Here is a 17,032-nt window from a genome sequence, read left to right on the forward strand (position 1 = left end):
TATGAAAAATATTGACCGAAGACGAACTTATTGTTTTCTATATTTAGAAATAAGATTTGGATGTAACTATAATTAAAATATCATCACTTTCAGAAGAAACTTTATGAGACTTATAATATCCCTTTCCATCAAAACTATTTAAATAAGCATTATTGTCTTGAACAATAAAAAATGTGTATATCCCAGGCTTAAGGCGAAAAGTAAATATTCCATCGGAATTTGTGTGAGTAATTAATTTCTTATTAGATAATCTTTTTATAGGTATCAAACCATTAGTTGATTTTGCCTTTACTTTGCCATTTACAATAATAATTTTGGATTCTTTTATAGGTACCGAGGTAAAACTATTTAAACCAAATTCTTGTGTATTAGAAACTAAATATTCTGCACGACCTTGAACTTTAATTAATAAATGACTCTCAAACAAATCAATTTTAAAAAAAATAAATAGAACAATAGATATGCTTAATAATAAAGATAAACTTTCTTTTGTTCTCATCTAAAATCCAGTCATTTCAGAAAATAATATTTTATTCTCTGTAGACTCTGCAAATCCTAAAAGGAGTTCATATTTGGTTTCGAGTCCATTATTTAATTGGCCCATCCAATAATCTAAGCCTGATTGATCTGGTAATCTACCAAGAATATTATTATATAAAGTTTCTACAAATTGTTGATTTGTAACTGATTCACCATACAAGGATTTAAACTCTTCGGATATTAAAAATGATTCAGCAATTACTCTTTTACTATTCTCTCCAGAACTATTTTTTGATATCCAATATTCCAAACCATCAGCATCAGGAAATCTCTTAAATGCTGCATTATATAAGCGAAACATTTCACCTGTTACATTATCTTTCCCTGTAACTTGATCAAACGTCCCCTTGATATCTGCAATAGCACTTATAGTTTGATCGGAGAACTGTAATGTAGGCAATCCAGTAATATCATCAACTCCATTTTCAGTAAGAATCTGATAATCACCATTTTGTAAGTTATAAAATTTATAGTCTCTAAAATCACCATCATATATTCTTATTAAATCAACTTTAGATTCCTCAACTATTTGATCAGCAAACTGTAGATATTCTATATTTTCTAAGCTATCAATTCCATCATTAAAACCTGAACGATTATCTACAACTTCTAATTCATTTAAACTTACATTATTTCCATTACCGAAAGTAATAAGCCTAACTATTGAATAATCTTCGAAATCTCCTGAGAATATAACTGTATCTGAGCCATTACCTCCATCAATCTCGTCATAACCACCATTACCAGTTATTAAATCATCACCACTGCCTCCATTAATTTCATTATCATCATTTCCTCCAGATAAAATATCATTTTGAGTAGTCCCCTGAATCAAATTATTTGTAGATGATATTGTGAGGGAAGTTATGTTCTGATTAGTATTAGCTGTGAAACTTTGATTACTTGCAGTAGAAGTTAAAAGATTTTTTATCTCATCAACTGTTAATGTTGAGTCATAACTTCTCAACAAAGCAACAATCCCAGCGACATGTGGTGCAGCCATTGATGTCCCAGGGGAATATTTATATCCCCCATCATTCCAAGCAGAGAAAATACCTTGGGAAAATGTACCTCCAGGTGCAGTCACGTAATTAAGAGTTGTATTTCCTGCTTTATCTGAATAGTCTGTAATTGCTTTATATATACTATCTGCGCCTACAGCCACTCCATAATCTGTTGCGTATCTAGCAGGGTAGCCAGGGCTTGTTCTATACCCATTACCTGCTGCCATTACACAAACTACATTATTTTGTTCTGCATACTGTAAGGCACTTAAATATTGTGTATCAGGAGAAGAACTACCAAGAGATAAATTAATTACATCTGCACCATTATCAGTGGCATATCTAATTGCTTCACAAACATAAGAAGTTCTAGCACCCCAATCCCATTGACCTAGCAAAGAATCCCAATGTTTTTCAAATACATCTAAAGGCATTATATTTGCATCATAAGCCACACCAGTTACACCAATATTGTCAGCAGCAGCTGCTGCTGTACCAGCAACATGGGTTCCATGTCCCATATCATCTTCAACATCTGAATTATTATCTACAAAATCCCAAGGATTAACGATTCTTCCTACAAATTCTCTATGGTCAGTATCAATACCTGAATCTATAATTGCAATGGTTGTATTACTACCAGTAACACCAGAAAAATTTCCAGTCCCCATCCAAACTTCTCTGGCTCCTATATGATCTAAATTCCATAAATCCCCACCAAAATCTGGTCTTGATAGTAAATCAATTCCTAAAAGTTGTTCAAATGCATGTTCCGCATTAACAGCTCCATATCCATTTTGTGAAGAAAATGTTGCTGATGAAGATGATATCTGCTGTGCATAAAGTTGATATGAACCTGTATTATTATTTCCGACGTCTCCAACCTCTAAAAAGTATTTACCTGAATTTGTTGCATCAAAACTCAGCCTGGGGTCATCACCTATTCCACCATTGTCATCATAATCAAGACTGATACCATTAATATCTCTTATACGTAAATATGAATCAATTTCGTTTGATTCTATACAGTCAAACTGATATCTATTACCACTCTGAAGTGTAATTGCAAACCAATCACTATCACCAGTAAATTCTAAATTAGCAGATATAGAACCTCCAAGTGATGCATTCCCATTAGTAAATATATTTCCACTAAAATCATCAACAGAAGAATCAAAGCGTACCGTAGTATTAATTTCATAAGAACCGATATCATTATTACCAACATCACTCATCTCAATAAAGTATGTATCAGTAGAGCTGGCTGTATATATTATTTTTGCGTTGCTATTATCTCCACTATTATCATCTGAAGTTAAGAGATTACCTTGACTATCACGAAGTGAAATAAATGGATCAATTGAATTAAATGAAATCGCATCAAAAATATATGTAGTCCCTTGAATTAGTGAAAGACTAAACCAGTCATGATCAGAATTAGAATCTAAAGCTGCTGTAATTTTCCCTCCAATATTTATATTCCCAGTGGTATTAATATCCTCGCTATAATCATCTGTAGATGTAATGGATGAGAAATGAACATCATAGTCTCCAGTATGATTATCTCCTAAATCTCCGATATCTAAAAAATAAATTCCTGTATTATTAGCAGAAAAGGTTATACGAGGGTCATCATAGTCACTTCCTCCATCATCATTATAATCAATATAATTTCCTTGATCATCCAGTAAATACATGTATGTATCCAGAGAATTATTTTCAGTACAATCAAATTGATAGGTTTGTCCCTGAACTAATAAAACTTTAAACCAATCTCTATCTGATAGATAGTCAATTTTGCCTGAGGTTTTACCTCCTAAAGATATTGTTCCAATAGTATTTATATCTGCACTAAAATCATCCGTATTTAGTAATTTAGCCTTAACTGTATAGTAACCAATGTTGGTATCACTATAATCACTTACATCAAGAAAATAATTACCGGTGCTATTAGCAGTATAAATTATCTTCGCATCATCACCACTTCCACTATCATCATCGTAGCCAATAATACTACCTTGACTATTTCTTAGATATAAATAAGGATCGATAACTCCTGAATCAATGCAATCAAATTGATAGGTCTGTCCCTGTACTAAAGAAATTTTAAACCAATCACTATCTGCCACGAAATCTAAAAATGCCGAAGTCTCTGAACCTACAGATAATATGCCTGCTGTATTTATATCAGAACTATAGTCATCAGAATTTAATAACGCTGCTTTTAATGTATATTCACCAATATCATTATTTCCATAATCACTTACATCAAGAAAGTAATTTCCTGTGCTTGTAGCAGTATAAATTATTCTTGAATCATCACCACTTCCACTATCATTATCATAACTAATAGCATTTCCTTGACTATCTCTTAAGACAAGATATGGATCTATTAAATTATAGTCAATATAATCAAATTGATAGGTTTGTCCTTTAATTAGAGAAATTTCAAACCAGTCGCTATCTGAATTAAAGTTAAGCTGTGCAACTACTTGCCCTCCTATAGCAATTGTCCCCAATGTGTTTATATTTCCTTGATAATCATCATTAGCAGTTAACAAGATTGCGGATAAACTATAGCTTCCAATATTGCTATCAGTGTAATCACTTACATCTAGAAAATAATTTCCAGTATGAGATGCTGTATAAGATATTTTAGAGTCATCACTATCACTACCCCCATCATCATCGTAGGTAATAATATTCCCTTGGCTATCTCTTAAGTACAGGTATGGATCAATTGGTCCCGATTCAGTACAATCAAATTGATATGTATAACCCTGAACAAGAGAAACCTTGAACCAATCATAATCTGAAATAAAATCTATATTTGCATTTATTGATGAATCAATTGGGACAACACCTGAAGTATTTATATTGGCACTATAGTCATCTAATGCTGTTAAAGATTTAGCAGATATCAAATACTGGCCAATATCATTATCTCCATAATCACCTACATCTAGATAGTATATTCCAGTGCTACTAGCTGTATAAATTATTCTTGCATCATCACCGTCGCTTCCCCCATCATCATCATAAATAAGACTATTTCCTTGACTATCTCTTAAATAAAGATATGGATCAACTAAATTAGATTCCGTACAATCAAATTGATATGTATAGCCTTGAATTAGAGAAATTTTAAACCAGTCGCTATCTCCAGCAAAATCGAGCTCTGCAGATGTACTTCCATTAATTAATACGGCGCCAGATGTATAAACACTTGCACTATAATCATCTGTATTAAATTGTTTGGCTTCAACTTTATATTGACCTGTTTCATATAACCAATAATCAGCAATATCTAAATAATGATACCCTGTATATGTTGCTGTGTATCTAATCCTTGGATCGTCAGTAGTTCCATAATCATCTCCATATGCAAGCGAGAGACCATTGGTATCTCTTAAATACATATCTAAATCTAAACTATTCGATTCAGTTGCATCAAACTGATAGGTATTGCCTCTAGTAAGATAAACTTTGAACCAATCAATATCACCCACTGTCTCAATATTTCCATTAATAGATCCACCTAATGAGACTATTCCAGTAGTATTTACATCATCGCTAAAATCATCAACTATTAGTGCTTTTGCTTCAACCACATAAGAACCTGTATCGATACCCAAATAATCTGAAACATCTAAATAATAACAACCTGTATAGGATGCTGTATGTGTAATTCTTGGGTCATCAGAAGCTCCAACATTTTCTCCATAAGCAAGATAATATCCGTAATTATCTCTTAGATACATCTCCAAATCTAAGGAATAATCATGTTCGGTAGCGTCAAACTCATAAGTATTTCCACTAGTCAAATAAACACGAAACCAATCACTATCATAAAAGTTTCCAATATTACCGCTAATGGAACCACATATCGCTACAGATCCAGTTGTAAATGCATCGGCCCTATGGTCATCAAGAAACAATGTATTACTGTGGTCTAAAGATTTAAGCAAAAAAGATAAGTTATCTGAAACCATTTTATAATTACGAAGATGTATTTTTAAAATCTATATATTCGTAACAACTCAGGAATCTATGATAGACATTAAGAACAAAAGCCAAGAATTTCATATTTCCTCTTAAGTAAAATATCCAACCGCTCCAATAAACTAAACACAAGAGATTAGATTTGGAGCTATTCCACCAATGATCTGATCTTCTCAAAAAGTCAGAAAAGCAATCACAACACATGCCCTTGCCAAATCATATGGGAAGTTCATCCCTCCATCATGACTCACTTTAGGTAAGACCTGAGAAGAAGAAATACCAAATAAAAACAATGGCATTCAAGCCAAAAGTCAATGAAATTCCAATGATCTTGAATTTCATCCCCACATCATCTGACCCAGAATTTAATTTCACATCAGGCATCGTTTCTCTCCTTTGATTGATTTGAGGGATTTTCAAAAAATTCGAAGAATTCGTTTTGTTTGGCTTAAGTTCCTCGTTCTCTTACTTTCCTCTGCTCGACATTTTCTGAAGTTTTTTTACCATGCCAGTAATCTTCAAGCATGCCAATGGAACAAATATGAGAACTGAAAATAGTAAGGCTATTTGATAATCATCCACAACCTATAAACGCTCAACACCATTAGCAATAATATCTCCAAAGACAGGATCAGCAACTCCAAGCTCAGGCGATAGCTCCTTCATAAATCCTCTGACTTCATCCAAGTGTGTAGTGTATCTGTCGGATAAACCTTCGCAAAGGAATTTCCCGTGAACTTCAAAATATTAATCTACGCATTCAGGCTTCAACTTAAAACGAAGAACGTTCATGAATTTAGGTAATGTCATTTGGTTAATTAATATCCTTTGAAGAATGACATAAGTTTTGGTGGCTTCTGAAGAGAGGTCCATCTCGTTGGACTCTGCTGACAAAAGAAAACGCAGACCATCGAGAATTAACTAAAAAATTATGCGTGGAAATTTTTGAAAGGGAATTACCATTTATCTATTCGGATTTCAAAAAAGTGCTGACCTACTTTTTATGAGTTAGGGAGTAAAGACATAGGTTTCGACGACTGTCCACTTCTCTCTCTGGAGCTTAATCGGGAAATAGCTTTGAGCACAGATACTTGATTTAGCAATGAAACAATAAAAGTAAATTCTCTAAAACTTAAGTTCGGTTGAGGTAAGGCTAATCATTTCGGCTTCTTTCGCCCTCGTCTCTGAGCATTGGGAATGGAGTAAGACAAAATTGCTTGATTGAACACAACTTAAAATGTTCCTCAAAAAAGGGGAGGAAAGCTCTTGCTTCAATCTTCATGTTGTTAATTAGTTGGCCTGTTGAATTAGATCAATTTGTCGAAGGCAATAATGTAAAAAGTATTTCTGCAATTATTGGTTCGACGGTGACAGCCATATTGTTTTTATTTGATTTGGGTTTAAAAGGTTCTTACACCGGCGTTGTTCTGATAATTAGCGTATTTTAATATTCGCGGGTAGTTTCCAAGCTTGTAAAAAACTACTTAAAATCACACGAACTTTCGTTAATGCATATGATTAAATTAAACGCCTACTAGTCGCATAGATAATAATTAGAATTACTACTCCTGTTAATGCTGCAATCTACTACTACCACTCTGATCAGGACGACGGTATAGGGCTCCCTTCAAAAAAGGTAATCATAGCCAATATATAGAAATCACTACGTCTGGTAGAGAGCAAAAATTCAAAGGACAAGGAGAAGATCAATAATCTTGGCCTATATCTTATTTATTCCCAGAAGTCCAAATGTATTGCTTAGAGTGGAATTGGATGAAACATTTTCTACTCGCACATTTACAAAAGCTAAAAATTTGAGGCTTATGGAATCCGTCCATGAGCCTGAAGCTCTTCCGTAAATCCAAAACCTAGTGGACTGATAAGACGGTCAGGGAACAGTACACCATTCAAGTGATCATTTTCATGCTGAGCGACTCGTGCTTGGAAATCTTGCAACTCTTCTGAGTGGAAAGCACCTTCTCGATCTTGCCATTTTATCTGAATACGTTTCCAACGATTCACCTGACCGCGCAAACCAGGAACACTAAGGCAACCCTCCCAACCAGTGATTAAATCATTTCCAATTGATTTGATGACAGGATTGATAAGTACACGCTCTGGCAAAGGATCTGCATCAGGGTATCGAGGGTTATGGTCCATGCCAATCACGAAAATCCTCCAGGGTTCATTGATCTGCGGTGACGCTAGACCTGCTCCAGAACAATACAATTTTGTATCGAACAGATCGTCTATTATCTGCTGTAGACGTTGACTGCCGAACCAGGAATCAGGGACCTTTGCCGCGCATGTGCGCAATGCTGGATCCCCAATTCGAAGAACATTCCTAATCCCCATATACCAATCATGATGTCATTAATAGCTTACATCGACCCAACGCAGGAGAATGGCATTTGTTTAAAAAATGACTGATCTAACAGAAGACCCCCAATTTTATTTGAATATTTTTGAGACCTTGAAAAAGGTGACTTCATGAAGAACCACTCTAAGAGGAGTATCCAGAATCGTAGATTCAAAGCTCAGTTGACAGTCGATCTATCTTGGGGTAATTGGCCAGCATTTTTATGGATCAAATTACTGATTCAACAACTACAGTCTTGGATCCAAAGACAACAAAAAGAAAATATCCAGAAGCAAGGATAAAAGTTCTTGATGACAATTTTAATTCGTTTGAACATGTAGCAAATTGTCTTGTGCTAATTATCCCAGGAATGAGTAAAAAAAGATCTTGGGAACTTGCTGTCGAAGTAGATAGAGAGGGGGCTGCAGAAGTTTGGAGGGGCCCCCTTGAACAGGCAGAGCTATATCATCATCAGCTGGTCAGTAAAGGATTAACAATGGCACCAATTGAAAAAACATAAAATTTCTTATCCATATAGAAATTATCAGGAAAACAATGAAAAACTTCTTTTCTTTTTTTCTTTGTCTTCTTTTATTTATTTGCCCTCTTGCCGCTCAAGTAGATCATGTCGAGCCAATTCCTCAAGAGGAAATTATTGAAGCACCTTCACCTGATCCAATGTCGAATTAGGCAATTAGATATTTACAAGTTGAGGACATGTATCAAGGCACTCTTAGTTGGCAAGGCAACCAAGCTTCTACCAAATTTAATTACAATATGAAAAAAAAAGATGGCAATATTCGCAGTTATTGTTCTCATTGGATTTGTCCTGTCTTGGTACTTCCGGAGCTGGGGAGTTTTCACTCGGATTCTTGGCTATGGGGTAATTCTTACCGCAATTCCTTTAGGACTGAAATTTGCTTCGGCAGCTGGTTTAAATCCAATAGCAGTTTTCTTTATTTACCTGACTGTCTTTTGGATTGTTTATTTCTTTATTTACAGAAGGAACCGTTAAATATCCAAAACTCTTTAGGGTGAGTTAATTAGTAATTTATTTTTGAATGCCTAGTCCTTTTTTTGCAGTACCGCTCAATATGGGAACAGGTACTTGGATTGTGACGATTGTTGCTGGTTTAAGTTTTATCGTGATGTTTGGTATTGCCTCTGCCTTTGGCGACTTCCAAGGCTTGATTAATACAACATTAGAAAACGATTCAAATTCTAGAGAAAGAAGGAAGAGACAATAGCCAATCGCACCAAGGAATAGTACAAAAGCAATAAGGTTAGGAACTATTCCACTAATTTTTTTGAGCTATTGCAAATAGAATCATTTTTATTGGTGTGGAGGTACTTTTTCTCCTCGTCTAACTTTTGCTTTTCTGGTTTGATCGAAATAAATAACCACCCACAAAAAAATGCTAATCTAATCAAGTTAAGAATAATCTCATCTATTGTTTCAAACTCATCAATAACTCCATTTGTATTTTATCGACTACGATTTATCATATTTAAATTTGAGTCTAAAAAAGCAATTTCTTAGTCTTGCTCATTTTCTTCGTTGTTGAATTTGAAACAACATTCTTCTGTCATTCCTCTTCAGTTTATTGCTGAAATAACGGACTTCTAAAATGGATACATAACTTATCTAGAAATAGCAATTCTTTTTTCTCTTTGCTTCTCCCACCGATTATTTGGATAAAAACAATTAATAAGAGTTCCTCAATCAGATTGATAGAAAACAACGTTGATTCGAGATTATTTTGATGTGGCGGCCCCTATATGAAGGCTTTAACTTTCAGGCGGTGGCTATTGCTTAGTAACGTGCGTAAAAAACAAACAAAAGTAAACCAATTAATTCACCAAGGTCAAATTTGGATTTTTTCTTCGTTACGGTTTGAGAAGCAGTCATTTATTTTTGATCTTCAAATAAAGTCGTTTCCATCACCCATTTACCAAAGAGAAGCTCCACCAGAAATGAGCATTATTCCAAACATTACTTCGTGATAGAGAGTGAACAAACAACTGACCAATTATATAAAACCTAACTAATTTCCCAAAAATCTGTTGTAGCAAAAGTATTCAGCGATACTAGAAAACCCTCTTTTTAGGGAGGGTTTGCCAGCCTTAATAGTTACTCAAAGCTCCTAATCTAAGATTGAAGAGGGTTATGCCTGGTAAGTAGGAAATGCAAGGCTAACCATGAGTTTTTGTTTACCCAAAAAAGTGCAGACCAAATGAACTTTTAATGAGTTAAAGAGCTAAGGGACAGGATTTCGACAACTGTCCCCTTCTCTGACTAGAGCTTGAACGCAACACAGCCTTGAACCCAGTTACTCGCTCTTGCTTTTGTAATTGTAAAAGCAAATTCTTTGAAACTGAAGTTCGGTTGAGGTAGGGCTTTCCAATCTTTGCTTAACCTCTTGTTCGTATGTGGAAACTATTTCTCTTACTTCCTCTCCATGCACAAATTTAATTTCACCTGTATCGACATTTGCGACTTGAAAAAGTGTGGGAGCAAGTGGATCTCTTGCACCTCCAACAAATGAGAGAACTTTGCAAATTTCATCCTCACCAACTAAAACGGTATCTCTGGATTTGACCTTGAGAAATACAGGCTCTTCTTCTATTTCGTGAATCATTCGTTGCTATCAGAAAAATTTGTAAGGCAACTACCCATTTTACTTTTTGCCCAGTTATGTTCTTTGAGTAATGACTCGGCAAGCTCTTTCATGGATTCCAAAGCATCTTCAATATTATCAATTCTTTTTGAGAAAGGTTGACTGAATTTTTTCCCATAACAGAAATTACTAATTATTAATTACTCACTACAAGTCAGTCGAAGTGCTGTATTTCATATATACCCAAAAAAATAGAGGGCAGTTAGCCCCCTAAAAAATCGACTGTCAACCGAGATATAAATCTACCAATCGGGATAATCCCCTTGAACTGGTTCCTCGTAGAAATCACCTTTTTTTATACCAGCAAAATATTCAGTTAAAAATTCTTCCTGGTTGGCTTGGTCTTCCAACTTAAGCGTCAGTTTTTTTATTTGCTCAGTTTTTGTTTCTTGGTTTGTTTTGTCTTTTGAATAAGACCAGCCACCTTCACCCCAACCCCATGAAAGAGATGGACTTCCAATAACTGAAACAGCAAAAACCAATGAAATAACCTTTTTCTTAATGAGTTACTCCGCCATCAATGATGGTGATATTGGTATCTGTTGAATTTGCCCAACGTAATTTGCTTAGTTCTTGATATTCCGAACTATGGAAAGCATCAAGTGCTGCTTGCTTTGATGGGAACTCAATAATCACACCTAATTTTCCACCTTTCCCTTCAACAGTTTCAGCCTCCATATCTTTTGCATAAACTGAACCACCTACTGATTGAACCCATCGTTGAAAGGCTTCAACATATTCAGCAAAAGCTGGACTCGTAACTGTTGTAGTAACAAGCCAAAGACCCTTAGCCATCAAAAAAAATCAATTCCAAAGAGTTTCACATACACCATCTACTTTGTATAGAAATATTAGAGAACCCAATAACTTCCCTTACTTCATCTGAATTTTGAGTTTAGCTTTGATCTCATTCCTGACACATATCTACCACAAACAGCTATGCCTGGCCAAAGCTATTAACAAAACAGGATGGGAAACCTGTTTCTGACTGAATATTTAATAACTAATTTTAGAGTGACTAGCTAAAAATTCAATATATTTTTTCAATGTATAGCCATGACAATCACAAGGGTACTTAGCTTGTAGACCTAAAGCGTCATCTTGACCTCTAAATCTTCGACAATTGCAAACAAGATCAATATTTGTTCCAGATTCAAACTCTTTCACTCTTGCTTCAAACCACTTTTTAGCTGCTTTTGGAATAATTCCATCTTCATGCCAACTCTGCCAAACCAAATTATCAAACATTTTAATTCCCTCTTCTCTTACAACTCCATCGATTCTATCGAAGGGGTTTCTTACAGGACATTTTGGTTCATTAATAAAGAATCTCTTTGATGAGTTTGGACCATGGATCCATGAACGCTTCTCCATGGAACCAAACACCTCTATTTGGTCAAAATATTTCTTTGGATGGACTTCAGGTTCACACATAATGGAAAGACTAGCGAATCACTAGCCCTAAATATTCTCTACATTTTTTTTCGATTACGTAGTTTTAATTGGTGGTGGCTGGTGATACTGTTTCCAAATTGGCGGCCATAAATGGAGAGTAGGCGCCCTCCATTATTTGCAGTTGCACGATTCAAGCTGTTTATATTTTGTAGTTTTTTTTTTCTAGTGAAATTAGAAAGCTCTTATATGGACTGTGAGATCTATCTCTTGTCCTATTGCCGCATAACTTATAGATAATTGAAAGCCTTCCAATGATAATTTGGAAGCAGTTAGCAGTTGGTCCTAAAAATCAATAAATTGGCAGCTTTACTCTCGTCGAAATCAAACGGCCTATTAGAGAACATATAAAAAAGAGCGTCTAGTCCACTTTTTTATTGCTTTCCCTCTGTAATACGGAAGTTCCAATCTGTATGTGAAGCTCGAATAGCTTTTTAACCTTTGATACCCATCAGATTCATAGCATTTGATAGCTGCATCCTTACCCTTTGGATGTCTTGCAATAACTGTTATATAACCACCATCTTCTATTTTATTACCTTCTAGAATATTTGTATTTCGATCAAGCACCAGGGTAGTAAATCCACATTCTTTTGAGAATTCATTAATGCTTTAGAAATACTCTTTAGCTGCCTCTCTATTTTTTGTCGTCCCTGTAATGACTGCATGACCCGCAGTTCCAGATTTAGGAAGTTGTGAACATACTAATAGACCTATTGCAGAAGTACCAATTCCAACAATCGCAGTTATTTTCATATTGAATTTTTTAAAATCTTTTTGAGGTTAACTGGTAGCTAATTAACTGCCTAACCAATAATTGTTCTTGCCAACTCAGATGGTACTCGAGGCTATCTAATAATAAAGAGATATGAGCTAGCCATTGATTTTAAAAAATGCTTATATGTCTAATGAGAACTAACAATCACTTTTACTTCGACAAAGAATTTTTATTTATGGATTTTAAAAAAGCACTAAATCTTAACAGCTATGAATGGTGGAGAAACCATAGAAGAGTAGTTACTTTTGGTGGATTCTTAGTTCTATTCGGATGTTGGTTCAATCCTGTTATTCAAGAATCAAGGAATAAGAATTCCTGCATACGTACTTATTCAGAGCTATATACCGTGCCTGAAGTTCTTGAAAAATTTAATGCTAAACAATTAGAAGAATTTGGACTCGATACAAAGGATTTTGCCAAGGCTTTGGCATATCAAACTTGTACGAGTCAAAAAGCTATTGGCAAATAAATAAAATAAAAACAATCCTAAAAGCTGTTGAATCTCTCCACTTGTTATTGGGCGTAGTTCAAATAATAATGTTTATTTTTTCTGTTAATACCATTGACCCCAGTCTCATCAGAAACATTGTTATTTGTGAGAGGCTTTGCTGAAGTTGCTGCAGGTCAGTCAAAAATAAAATCAAATCTTTGCTTATGAGTGTTTTTTTAAAAGGTTATCTAAAAAGTGTTTTTAAACTGCTTTTTCTCTTCTTGTTGTTAATTCTGCAAAAGTAGCAGTTTTCCTTTTTAGGAATGGTGAAGGGAGTGAATAGTCTCATAAAGACCTCCTCTTGCTGCATCTTTGATTTACTCCTTCTGCTTTTAATCAGGGAGTGGGAAAGCCCTACCTCAACCGAACATCAGGACTTAACAAGTTTTTTTTATTGTAGACAGATATTGATGATGTGATACAAAGCATCATCAAACTAGATCGGGGGACGGTAGTCGAAATCCCAGTCCCCTCTTCGCTAATTCATAAAAAGTTCATCAGGTCTGCACTTTTTTTGTAATCAAAACCATTAGTTAACCCTTCAACGTGGGGGGTTCTTTATCAGTAATCGTTTAGTATTAAAAAAATGGACATGAATCCTTTCAAGCCTTTACTCCAACATTGTGAAGAGTTCTACGTAAAAGTACTTTCAATGAAAGAGTCATTAAATAATTTCTATTTAAAACTACGATTAAGCAAAGCTAACGCCAACGCTTAAAATCATGTACGGAATAAACGAAGCAACAATCATTGCCAGCGTGGCTATTCCTGCGGGTCTGTTCATTGGTTTTTCAACTATCCTTGTTAACAGACTTCGCCAGTGCATGTAATGACCACATCTACTCCAGTTCAACCAAAGAATAAATCATGGTTCGGACTAGGTGAGTTTATTGGTAGAATTCTGTTTGATCTTTATGCTCGTTACTAAGCAATAGACCACCACCAAACATTGGTAGGTCTTACTCCATAGATTTTGCAATCTTGCTCCATGTCCAGCCGTAACATCTACATTTGTTAATCCTGGTTCTATTGATACTTAACGCCCAGAGAAAGAGTATTACAGGAGCAACAGTGCGACACAAAGCCACACTAATTCGTATGTAAAGTCATTCATTTTAATTTTTAAAATTCTTGGCTAACGTCGAGTGAAAACCAATAACTTCTGCGCCTACGTCTAACAGATTTTATATATGAAAATAAAAACGATTCTAAAAAACTCTTGGATCTCTTCAAATTGTATTGGGTGTAATACTGATCCCTATGTTGATTTTCTCAGTTGATACAATTGCCCCATCAGTCTCAGCTAAACAATGTTATTTATGTGAGACTTTGTCGATATTGTCGCTGCAAGCAATATAGGTATTGGATTTTTATTGATAGTTGCAAGTTCCATAAGAGAACATGAATCTGCTCGGAAAGTTTATTAGGTGAGACGAGCTTAATGTTTTGCTTATGGATTCATTTACCACCATTACATTGAATAATCGCCACGACTGCAGAATTATATTTCTGACCTAGCTTTTCCATACAATAAATTTCCGCTGTGGTTTTAATAGCTACTGGCACTTGAGTTAGAGCTAATAACATCAGTGCAAATCCCGTTCCTGGTGCATGAATATTTAATTTAAAACCACTCATCCATGTTCTTTTAGGCATGCGTATCAATCATTTACTCTTTTTTTATAGCTATGCCTGGGCGATAGTTAATGCTTGTATTAATTTTTACCTTTATCAAAATCAAAGTCATGAAAGCAGGATGAATTAACTCAACAATCATTTTTTAAGTTAAAAATATCCTGCAAAATAAATTCACAATGGCCTCTAACTTTTATATCGTTCATCACGAATTCAGAGCTGGTACTTCCGCCAAGTGGTGGGAAACTGCTTATGCAGCAATGGCTCCTGGTGGAGGATGGGATGAAGCTGTAGCAGCCAACAAAGAAAAAGGGTTTTTCAACCATTCAGCTAATGCTATTACTGCAAATGGTCCTATCTACTGTATTTGGGAAACAAAAGAAGGGATTTCTATAGAAAAATTCCAGGAATTCATTGATGGTCCTACAGGGCCTGGTTTTGGACTGAGTGCATTAATGAATATCTGCAAGCCAATAGACACAACATTAATGAACGGACAAACTCCATACCCAAGAGTTTTTTCCTAAACCTGTCAAAATAAAAAAGCTCGACAGCCGATTTCTATCGGAACCTTGGGACTGACTCAGGTCAGTCCGTTCTTATTTACTAGCCAAGTTAACAATTGAGTTCGAAACCCCACATTAGAAATATCAAACCTAGGGCCATAGTCACAATTGGAGAATAAGGATATCGACTCATTTGATATTTAGTAGGCCAAGGTGACCAAGAGAAAACCCTTTCTTCTCTATTTATATTTTTCTGCTTTGAAGATTTTGGTGGTAATCCAAATACTTTTCTTCTCTTTGCTTCTCCCATCGATTATTTAGATAAAAACAAAAATAATAAGAGTTCTTCAATTAATTTGATGAAAAAATTCTTTTTTCGAGATTATGAGGCGTTCTCGTTTGAGGTTTTAGCCTTCAGGCGATAGTCTTTGGTTTAGTTTTTATCCTTTGATTGATTAGAGGCCTTCTCAAGAAACTCCACAAACTCTTTTTGTTTAGCAGTAAGTTTCTCTTGTTCTTGATCTTCTTGCTCCCACGCTTGAAATTGAAAATAAAATATTGCTGCTAACGCTACGAAAATCAAAAGAAGTCCAGTCCAACCCCAAAATTTATGTTCAGTAAAAAGATTGGTCAAGGATGACTGTTCTACATATCTTGCATCCATCTCGCTTTGAATACGCCCAATCCATGGGTCAGCAGTAATTATAAAATTTCCAATTAAATTACTCATAGCTGCTACATTCGGTTGAAAAAAGTTAGAGTTGCCCCAAGTGCGAAATAAACAAAGCAGCAAATGTTATTTTTCCCGAGATTAGAAAAGGAAGGAACTTAAAAGCCTTCTTTTCGAATGCTGTTTTATTTGTTGAAGTCATACAAGAAAGAAGACCCTAAGGAAGAAAATTCTTTATGAGAAAAGGGAAGAAATCTCGAAACTTTCGATCCTCAAATTTGAACTTTACTCGCAACAGTTCAATAAAAGTCGTTACTCGATCTAGCGAAAGTAGAGACTGCTATGCAATAGAGTCCCAATTCTAACTAATGGTGTTTCGCATAACACAACTAATACAACAATCATAGAGAGTAATTATATAAATCATGGATCGGTTGATGTAGGGGTTTCCAATCTTTGCTTGTTTTATAGCCTGATTTCACCTAAATAAATGAATGGGGACAAACCCATCAAGACATAATTGACTTTATATAGTTCGAGTCGATTAATAACCCCTTTAGTTATTGGAATTTCTAGAGGGGTTTCTTGTTGGTTATTGGTACTGCTGAATTTGATCGTAAAGAGAGGAAGGCCTTTTGATTGTTGTCCGATATTCGCAAACTATGTCAGTAACTTCTTGACGATGAATCCAGCGGATTTCGACAGAATCTACGTTAGCGATTTGAGAGAGTGAGGGTGCATCAGGATCACGAGAGCCGCCAACAAAAGTAAGAACTTTTCCAATTTGGTCCTTTTCATATAGAACAGTGTCACCCGGTCTGACGTTTAAAAATAGATACTCATCCATAATTACATTTTGTCCAAATTCATCAACCAAGAGAAGTATCCTTTTAGACCAATTTTAAATTCGTTGGTATT

General features: G+C 35.1%; 21 protein-coding genes. 7 read left to right on the forward strand and 14 right to left on the reverse strand.

The features are described from left to right. Positions 1 to 43 precede the first annotated feature (43 nt). The 3 genes from AC6EIW_RS03290 to AC6EIW_RS03300 all read right to left on the reverse strand — a co-directional run bounded on the left by AC6EIW_RS03290 (position 44) and on the right by AC6EIW_RS03300 (position 5,966). Positions 44 to 499: a hypothetical protein gene (locus AC6EIW_RS03290; protein ID WP_498521174.1), complete on the reverse strand. Its 456-nt coding sequence runs from the start codon at positions 497 to 499 to the stop codon at positions 44 to 46. Further along, on the reverse strand, positions 500 to 5,536 hold the full coding sequence (locus AC6EIW_RS03295; RefSeq protein ID WP_498521175.1) for a S8 family serine peptidase: 5,037 nt from the start codon (positions 5,534 to 5,536) through the stop codon (positions 500 to 502). A gap of 262 nt (positions 5,537 to 5,798) precedes the next feature. Then, a complete protein-coding gene (locus tag AC6EIW_RS03300) occupies positions 5,799 to 5,966 on the reverse strand; it encodes a hypothetical protein (RefSeq protein WP_498521176.1) in 168 nt (55 codons plus the stop codon). Positions 5,967 to 6,763: 797 nt separating this feature from the next. Between AC6EIW_RS03300 and AC6EIW_RS03305 the strand changes: the two genes are divergently transcribed. Further along, entirely contained in the window at positions 6,764 to 6,994 is a 231-nt protein-coding gene (locus AC6EIW_RS03305; RefSeq protein ID WP_498521177.1) for a hypothetical protein, read from the forward strand. Between the two features lie 373 nt (positions 6,995 to 7,367). Here AC6EIW_RS03305 and def read toward each other — a convergent pair whose 3' ends face one another. Next, complete coding sequence (gene def / locus AC6EIW_RS03310) at positions 7,368 to 7,901, reverse strand: peptide deformylase (protein ID WP_498521178.1); 534 nt, start codon at positions 7,899 to 7,901, stop codon at positions 7,368 to 7,370. A gap of 227 nt (positions 7,902 to 8,128) precedes the next feature. Between def and clpS the strand changes: the two genes are divergently transcribed. The 4 genes from clpS (at position 8,129) to AC6EIW_RS03330 (ending at position 9,152) form a co-directional block, all read left to right on the forward strand. Then, positions 8,129 to 8,425 (forward strand): ATP-dependent Clp protease adapter ClpS, encoded by a 297-nt coding sequence (clpS, locus tag AC6EIW_RS03315; protein WP_498521179.1) that lies wholly within the window; start codon positions 8,129 to 8,131, stop codon positions 8,423 to 8,425. A 35-nt stretch (positions 8,426 to 8,460) separates the two neighbouring features. Next, positions 8,461 to 8,595, forward strand: a complete 135-nt coding sequence (locus tag AC6EIW_RS03320) for a hypothetical protein (RefSeq protein WP_498521180.1) — start codon at positions 8,461 to 8,463, stop codon at positions 8,593 to 8,595. A gap of 100 nt (positions 8,596 to 8,695) precedes the next feature. Next, a complete protein-coding gene (locus AC6EIW_RS03325) occupies positions 8,696 to 8,920 on the forward strand; it encodes a hypothetical protein (protein ID WP_498521181.1) in 225 nt (74 codons plus the stop codon). A gap of 46 nt (positions 8,921 to 8,966) precedes the next feature. Beyond that, positions 8,967 to 9,152, forward strand: coding sequence for a hypothetical protein (locus AC6EIW_RS03330; RefSeq protein ID WP_498521182.1), 186 nt, complete (start codon positions 8,967 to 8,969; stop codon positions 9,150 to 9,152). Between the two features lie 1,083 nt (positions 9,153 to 10,235). Here the strand turns inward: AC6EIW_RS03330 and AC6EIW_RS03335 are convergent. The 6 genes from AC6EIW_RS03335 to AC6EIW_RS03360 all read right to left on the reverse strand — a co-directional run bounded on the left by AC6EIW_RS03335 (position 10,236) and on the right by AC6EIW_RS03360 (position 12,791). After that, positions 10,236 to 10,544 (reverse strand): DUF3104 domain-containing protein, encoded by a 309-nt coding sequence (locus tag AC6EIW_RS03335; RefSeq protein WP_498521183.1) that lies wholly within the window; start codon positions 10,542 to 10,544, stop codon positions 10,236 to 10,238. A 281-nt stretch (positions 10,545 to 10,825) separates the two neighbouring features. Continuing rightward, positions 10,826 to 11,065, reverse strand: a complete 240-nt coding sequence (locus AC6EIW_RS03340; RefSeq protein WP_498521184.1) for a hypothetical protein — start codon at positions 11,063 to 11,065, stop codon at positions 10,826 to 10,828. Between the two features lie 16 nt (positions 11,066 to 11,081). Next, positions 11,082 to 11,378 carry a DUF1330 domain-containing protein gene (locus AC6EIW_RS03345; RefSeq protein WP_498521185.1) on the reverse strand — a complete coding sequence of 99 codons (297 nt, stop codon included), beginning with the start codon at positions 11,376 to 11,378 and terminating at the stop codon, positions 11,082 to 11,084. Positions 11,379 to 11,579: 201 nt separating this feature from the next. Next, on the reverse strand, positions 11,580 to 12,017 hold the full coding sequence (locus AC6EIW_RS03350; protein WP_498521186.1) for a hypothetical protein: 438 nt from the start codon (positions 12,015 to 12,017) through the stop codon (positions 11,580 to 11,582). Between the two features lie 354 nt (positions 12,018 to 12,371). Beyond that, positions 12,372 to 12,605, reverse strand: coding sequence for a hypothetical protein (locus AC6EIW_RS03355; RefSeq protein ID WP_498521187.1), 234 nt, complete (start codon positions 12,603 to 12,605; stop codon positions 12,372 to 12,374). A 42-nt stretch (positions 12,606 to 12,647) separates the two neighbouring features. Then, complete coding sequence (locus tag AC6EIW_RS03360) at positions 12,648 to 12,791, reverse strand: hypothetical protein (protein ID WP_498521188.1); 144 nt, start codon at positions 12,789 to 12,791, stop codon at positions 12,648 to 12,650. A 197-nt stretch (positions 12,792 to 12,988) separates the two neighbouring features. On the opposite strand from AC6EIW_RS03360, the gene AC6EIW_RS03365 reads away from it, so the two are divergent. Then, the gene (locus tag AC6EIW_RS03365; protein ID WP_498521189.1) at positions 12,989 to 13,282 is read left to right on the forward strand and encodes a Notch domain-containing protein; all 294 of its coding nucleotides are present in this window, start codon (positions 12,989 to 12,991) and stop codon (positions 13,280 to 13,282) included. 1,479 nt (positions 13,283 to 14,761) lie between these two features. Here the strand turns inward: AC6EIW_RS03365 and AC6EIW_RS03370 are convergent. After that, positions 14,762 to 14,959 (reverse strand): hypothetical protein, encoded by a 198-nt coding sequence (locus AC6EIW_RS03370; RefSeq protein ID WP_498521190.1) that lies wholly within the window; start codon positions 14,957 to 14,959, stop codon positions 14,762 to 14,764. Between the two features lie 158 nt (positions 14,960 to 15,117). Here AC6EIW_RS03370 and AC6EIW_RS03375 point away from each other — a divergent pair, with 158 nt between their 5' ends. Next, positions 15,118 to 15,465 carry a hypothetical protein gene (locus AC6EIW_RS03375; protein ID WP_498521191.1) on the forward strand — a complete coding sequence of 116 codons (348 nt, stop codon included), beginning with the start codon at positions 15,118 to 15,120 and terminating at the stop codon, positions 15,463 to 15,465. An 88-nt stretch (positions 15,466 to 15,553) separates the two neighbouring features. On the opposite strand, the gene AC6EIW_RS03380 is transcribed toward AC6EIW_RS03375, so the two are convergent. The 3 genes from AC6EIW_RS03380 to AC6EIW_RS03390 all read right to left on the reverse strand — a co-directional run bounded on the left by AC6EIW_RS03380 (position 15,554) and on the right by AC6EIW_RS03390 (position 16,961). Further along, the gene (locus AC6EIW_RS03380) at positions 15,554 to 15,754 is read right to left on the reverse strand and encodes a DUF2839 family protein (protein ID WP_498521192.1); all 201 of its coding nucleotides are present in this window, start codon (positions 15,752 to 15,754) and stop codon (positions 15,554 to 15,556) included. Between the two features lie 123 nt (positions 15,755 to 15,877). Then, entirely contained in the window at positions 15,878 to 16,174 is a 297-nt protein-coding gene (locus AC6EIW_RS03385; protein WP_498521193.1) for a hypothetical protein, read from the reverse strand. Between the two features lie 532 nt (positions 16,175 to 16,706). Next, the gene (locus AC6EIW_RS03390; RefSeq protein WP_498521194.1) at positions 16,707 to 16,961 is read right to left on the reverse strand and encodes a DUF3104 domain-containing protein; all 255 of its coding nucleotides are present in this window, start codon (positions 16,959 to 16,961) and stop codon (positions 16,707 to 16,709) included. Positions 16,962 to 17,032: the final 71 nt, after the last annotated feature.

Source organism: Prochlorococcus sp. MIT2308 (assembly GCF_059772345.1).

Bases quoted from the DNA above. Each gene is read 5' to 3' on its own strand.
- AC6EIW_RS03380 (WP_498521192.1), bottom strand. From the start codon at position 15,754: ATGGGAGAAGCAAAGAGAAGAAAAGTATTTGGATTACCACCAAAATCT.
- AC6EIW_RS03375 (WP_498521191.1), top strand. From the start codon at position 15,118: ATGGCCTCTAACTTTTATATCGTTCATCACGAATTCAGAGCTGGTACT.
- AC6EIW_RS03365 (WP_498521189.1), top strand. From the start codon at position 12,989: ATGGATTTTAAAAAAGCACTAAATCTTAACAGCTATGAATGGTGGAGA.
- AC6EIW_RS03320 (WP_498521180.1), top strand. From the start codon at position 8,461: ATGAAAAACTTCTTTTCTTTTTTTCTTTGTCTTCTTTTATTTATTTGC.
- AC6EIW_RS03390 (WP_498521194.1), bottom strand. From the start codon at position 16,961: ATGGATGAGTATCTATTTTTAAACGTCAGACCGGGTGACACTGTTCTA.
- AC6EIW_RS03330 (WP_498521182.1), top strand. From the start codon at position 8,967: ATGCCTAGTCCTTTTTTTGCAGTACCGCTCAATATGGGAACAGGTACT.
- AC6EIW_RS03370 (WP_498521190.1), bottom strand. From the start codon at position 14,959: ATGCCTAAAAGAACATGGATGAGTGGTTTTAAATTAAATATTCATGCA.
- AC6EIW_RS03385 (WP_498521193.1), bottom strand. From the start codon at position 16,174: ATGAGTAATTTAATTGGAAATTTTATAATTACTGCTGACCCATGGATT.
- AC6EIW_RS03345 (WP_498521185.1), bottom strand. From the start codon at position 11,378: ATGGCTAAGGGTCTTTGGCTTGTTACTACAACAGTTACGAGTCCAGCT.
- AC6EIW_RS03350 (WP_498521186.1), bottom strand. From the start codon at position 12,017: ATGTGTGAACCTGAAGTCCATCCAAAGAAATATTTTGACCAAATAGAG.
- def (WP_498521178.1), bottom strand. From the start codon at position 7,901: ATGGGGATTAGGAATGTTCTTCGAATTGGGGATCCAGCATTGCGCACA.
- AC6EIW_RS03360 (WP_498521188.1), bottom strand. From the start codon at position 12,791: ATGAAAATAACTGCGATTGTTGGAATTGGTACTTCTGCAATAGGTCTA.
- AC6EIW_RS03335 (WP_498521183.1), bottom strand. From the start codon at position 10,544: ATGATTCACGAAATAGAAGAAGAGCCTGTATTTCTCAAGGTCAAATCC.
- AC6EIW_RS03295 (WP_498521175.1), bottom strand. From the start codon at position 5,536: ATGGTTTCAGATAACTTATCTTTTTTGCTTAAATCTTTAGACCACAGT.
- clpS (WP_498521179.1), top strand. From the start codon at position 8,129: ATGGATCAAATTACTGATTCAACAACTACAGTCTTGGATCCAAAGACA.
- AC6EIW_RS03325 (WP_498521181.1), top strand. From the start codon at position 8,696: ATGGCAATATTCGCAGTTATTGTTCTCATTGGATTTGTCCTGTCTTGG.
- AC6EIW_RS03290 (WP_498521174.1), bottom strand. From the start codon at position 499: ATGAGAACAAAAGAAAGTTTATCTTTATTATTAAGCATATCTATTGTT.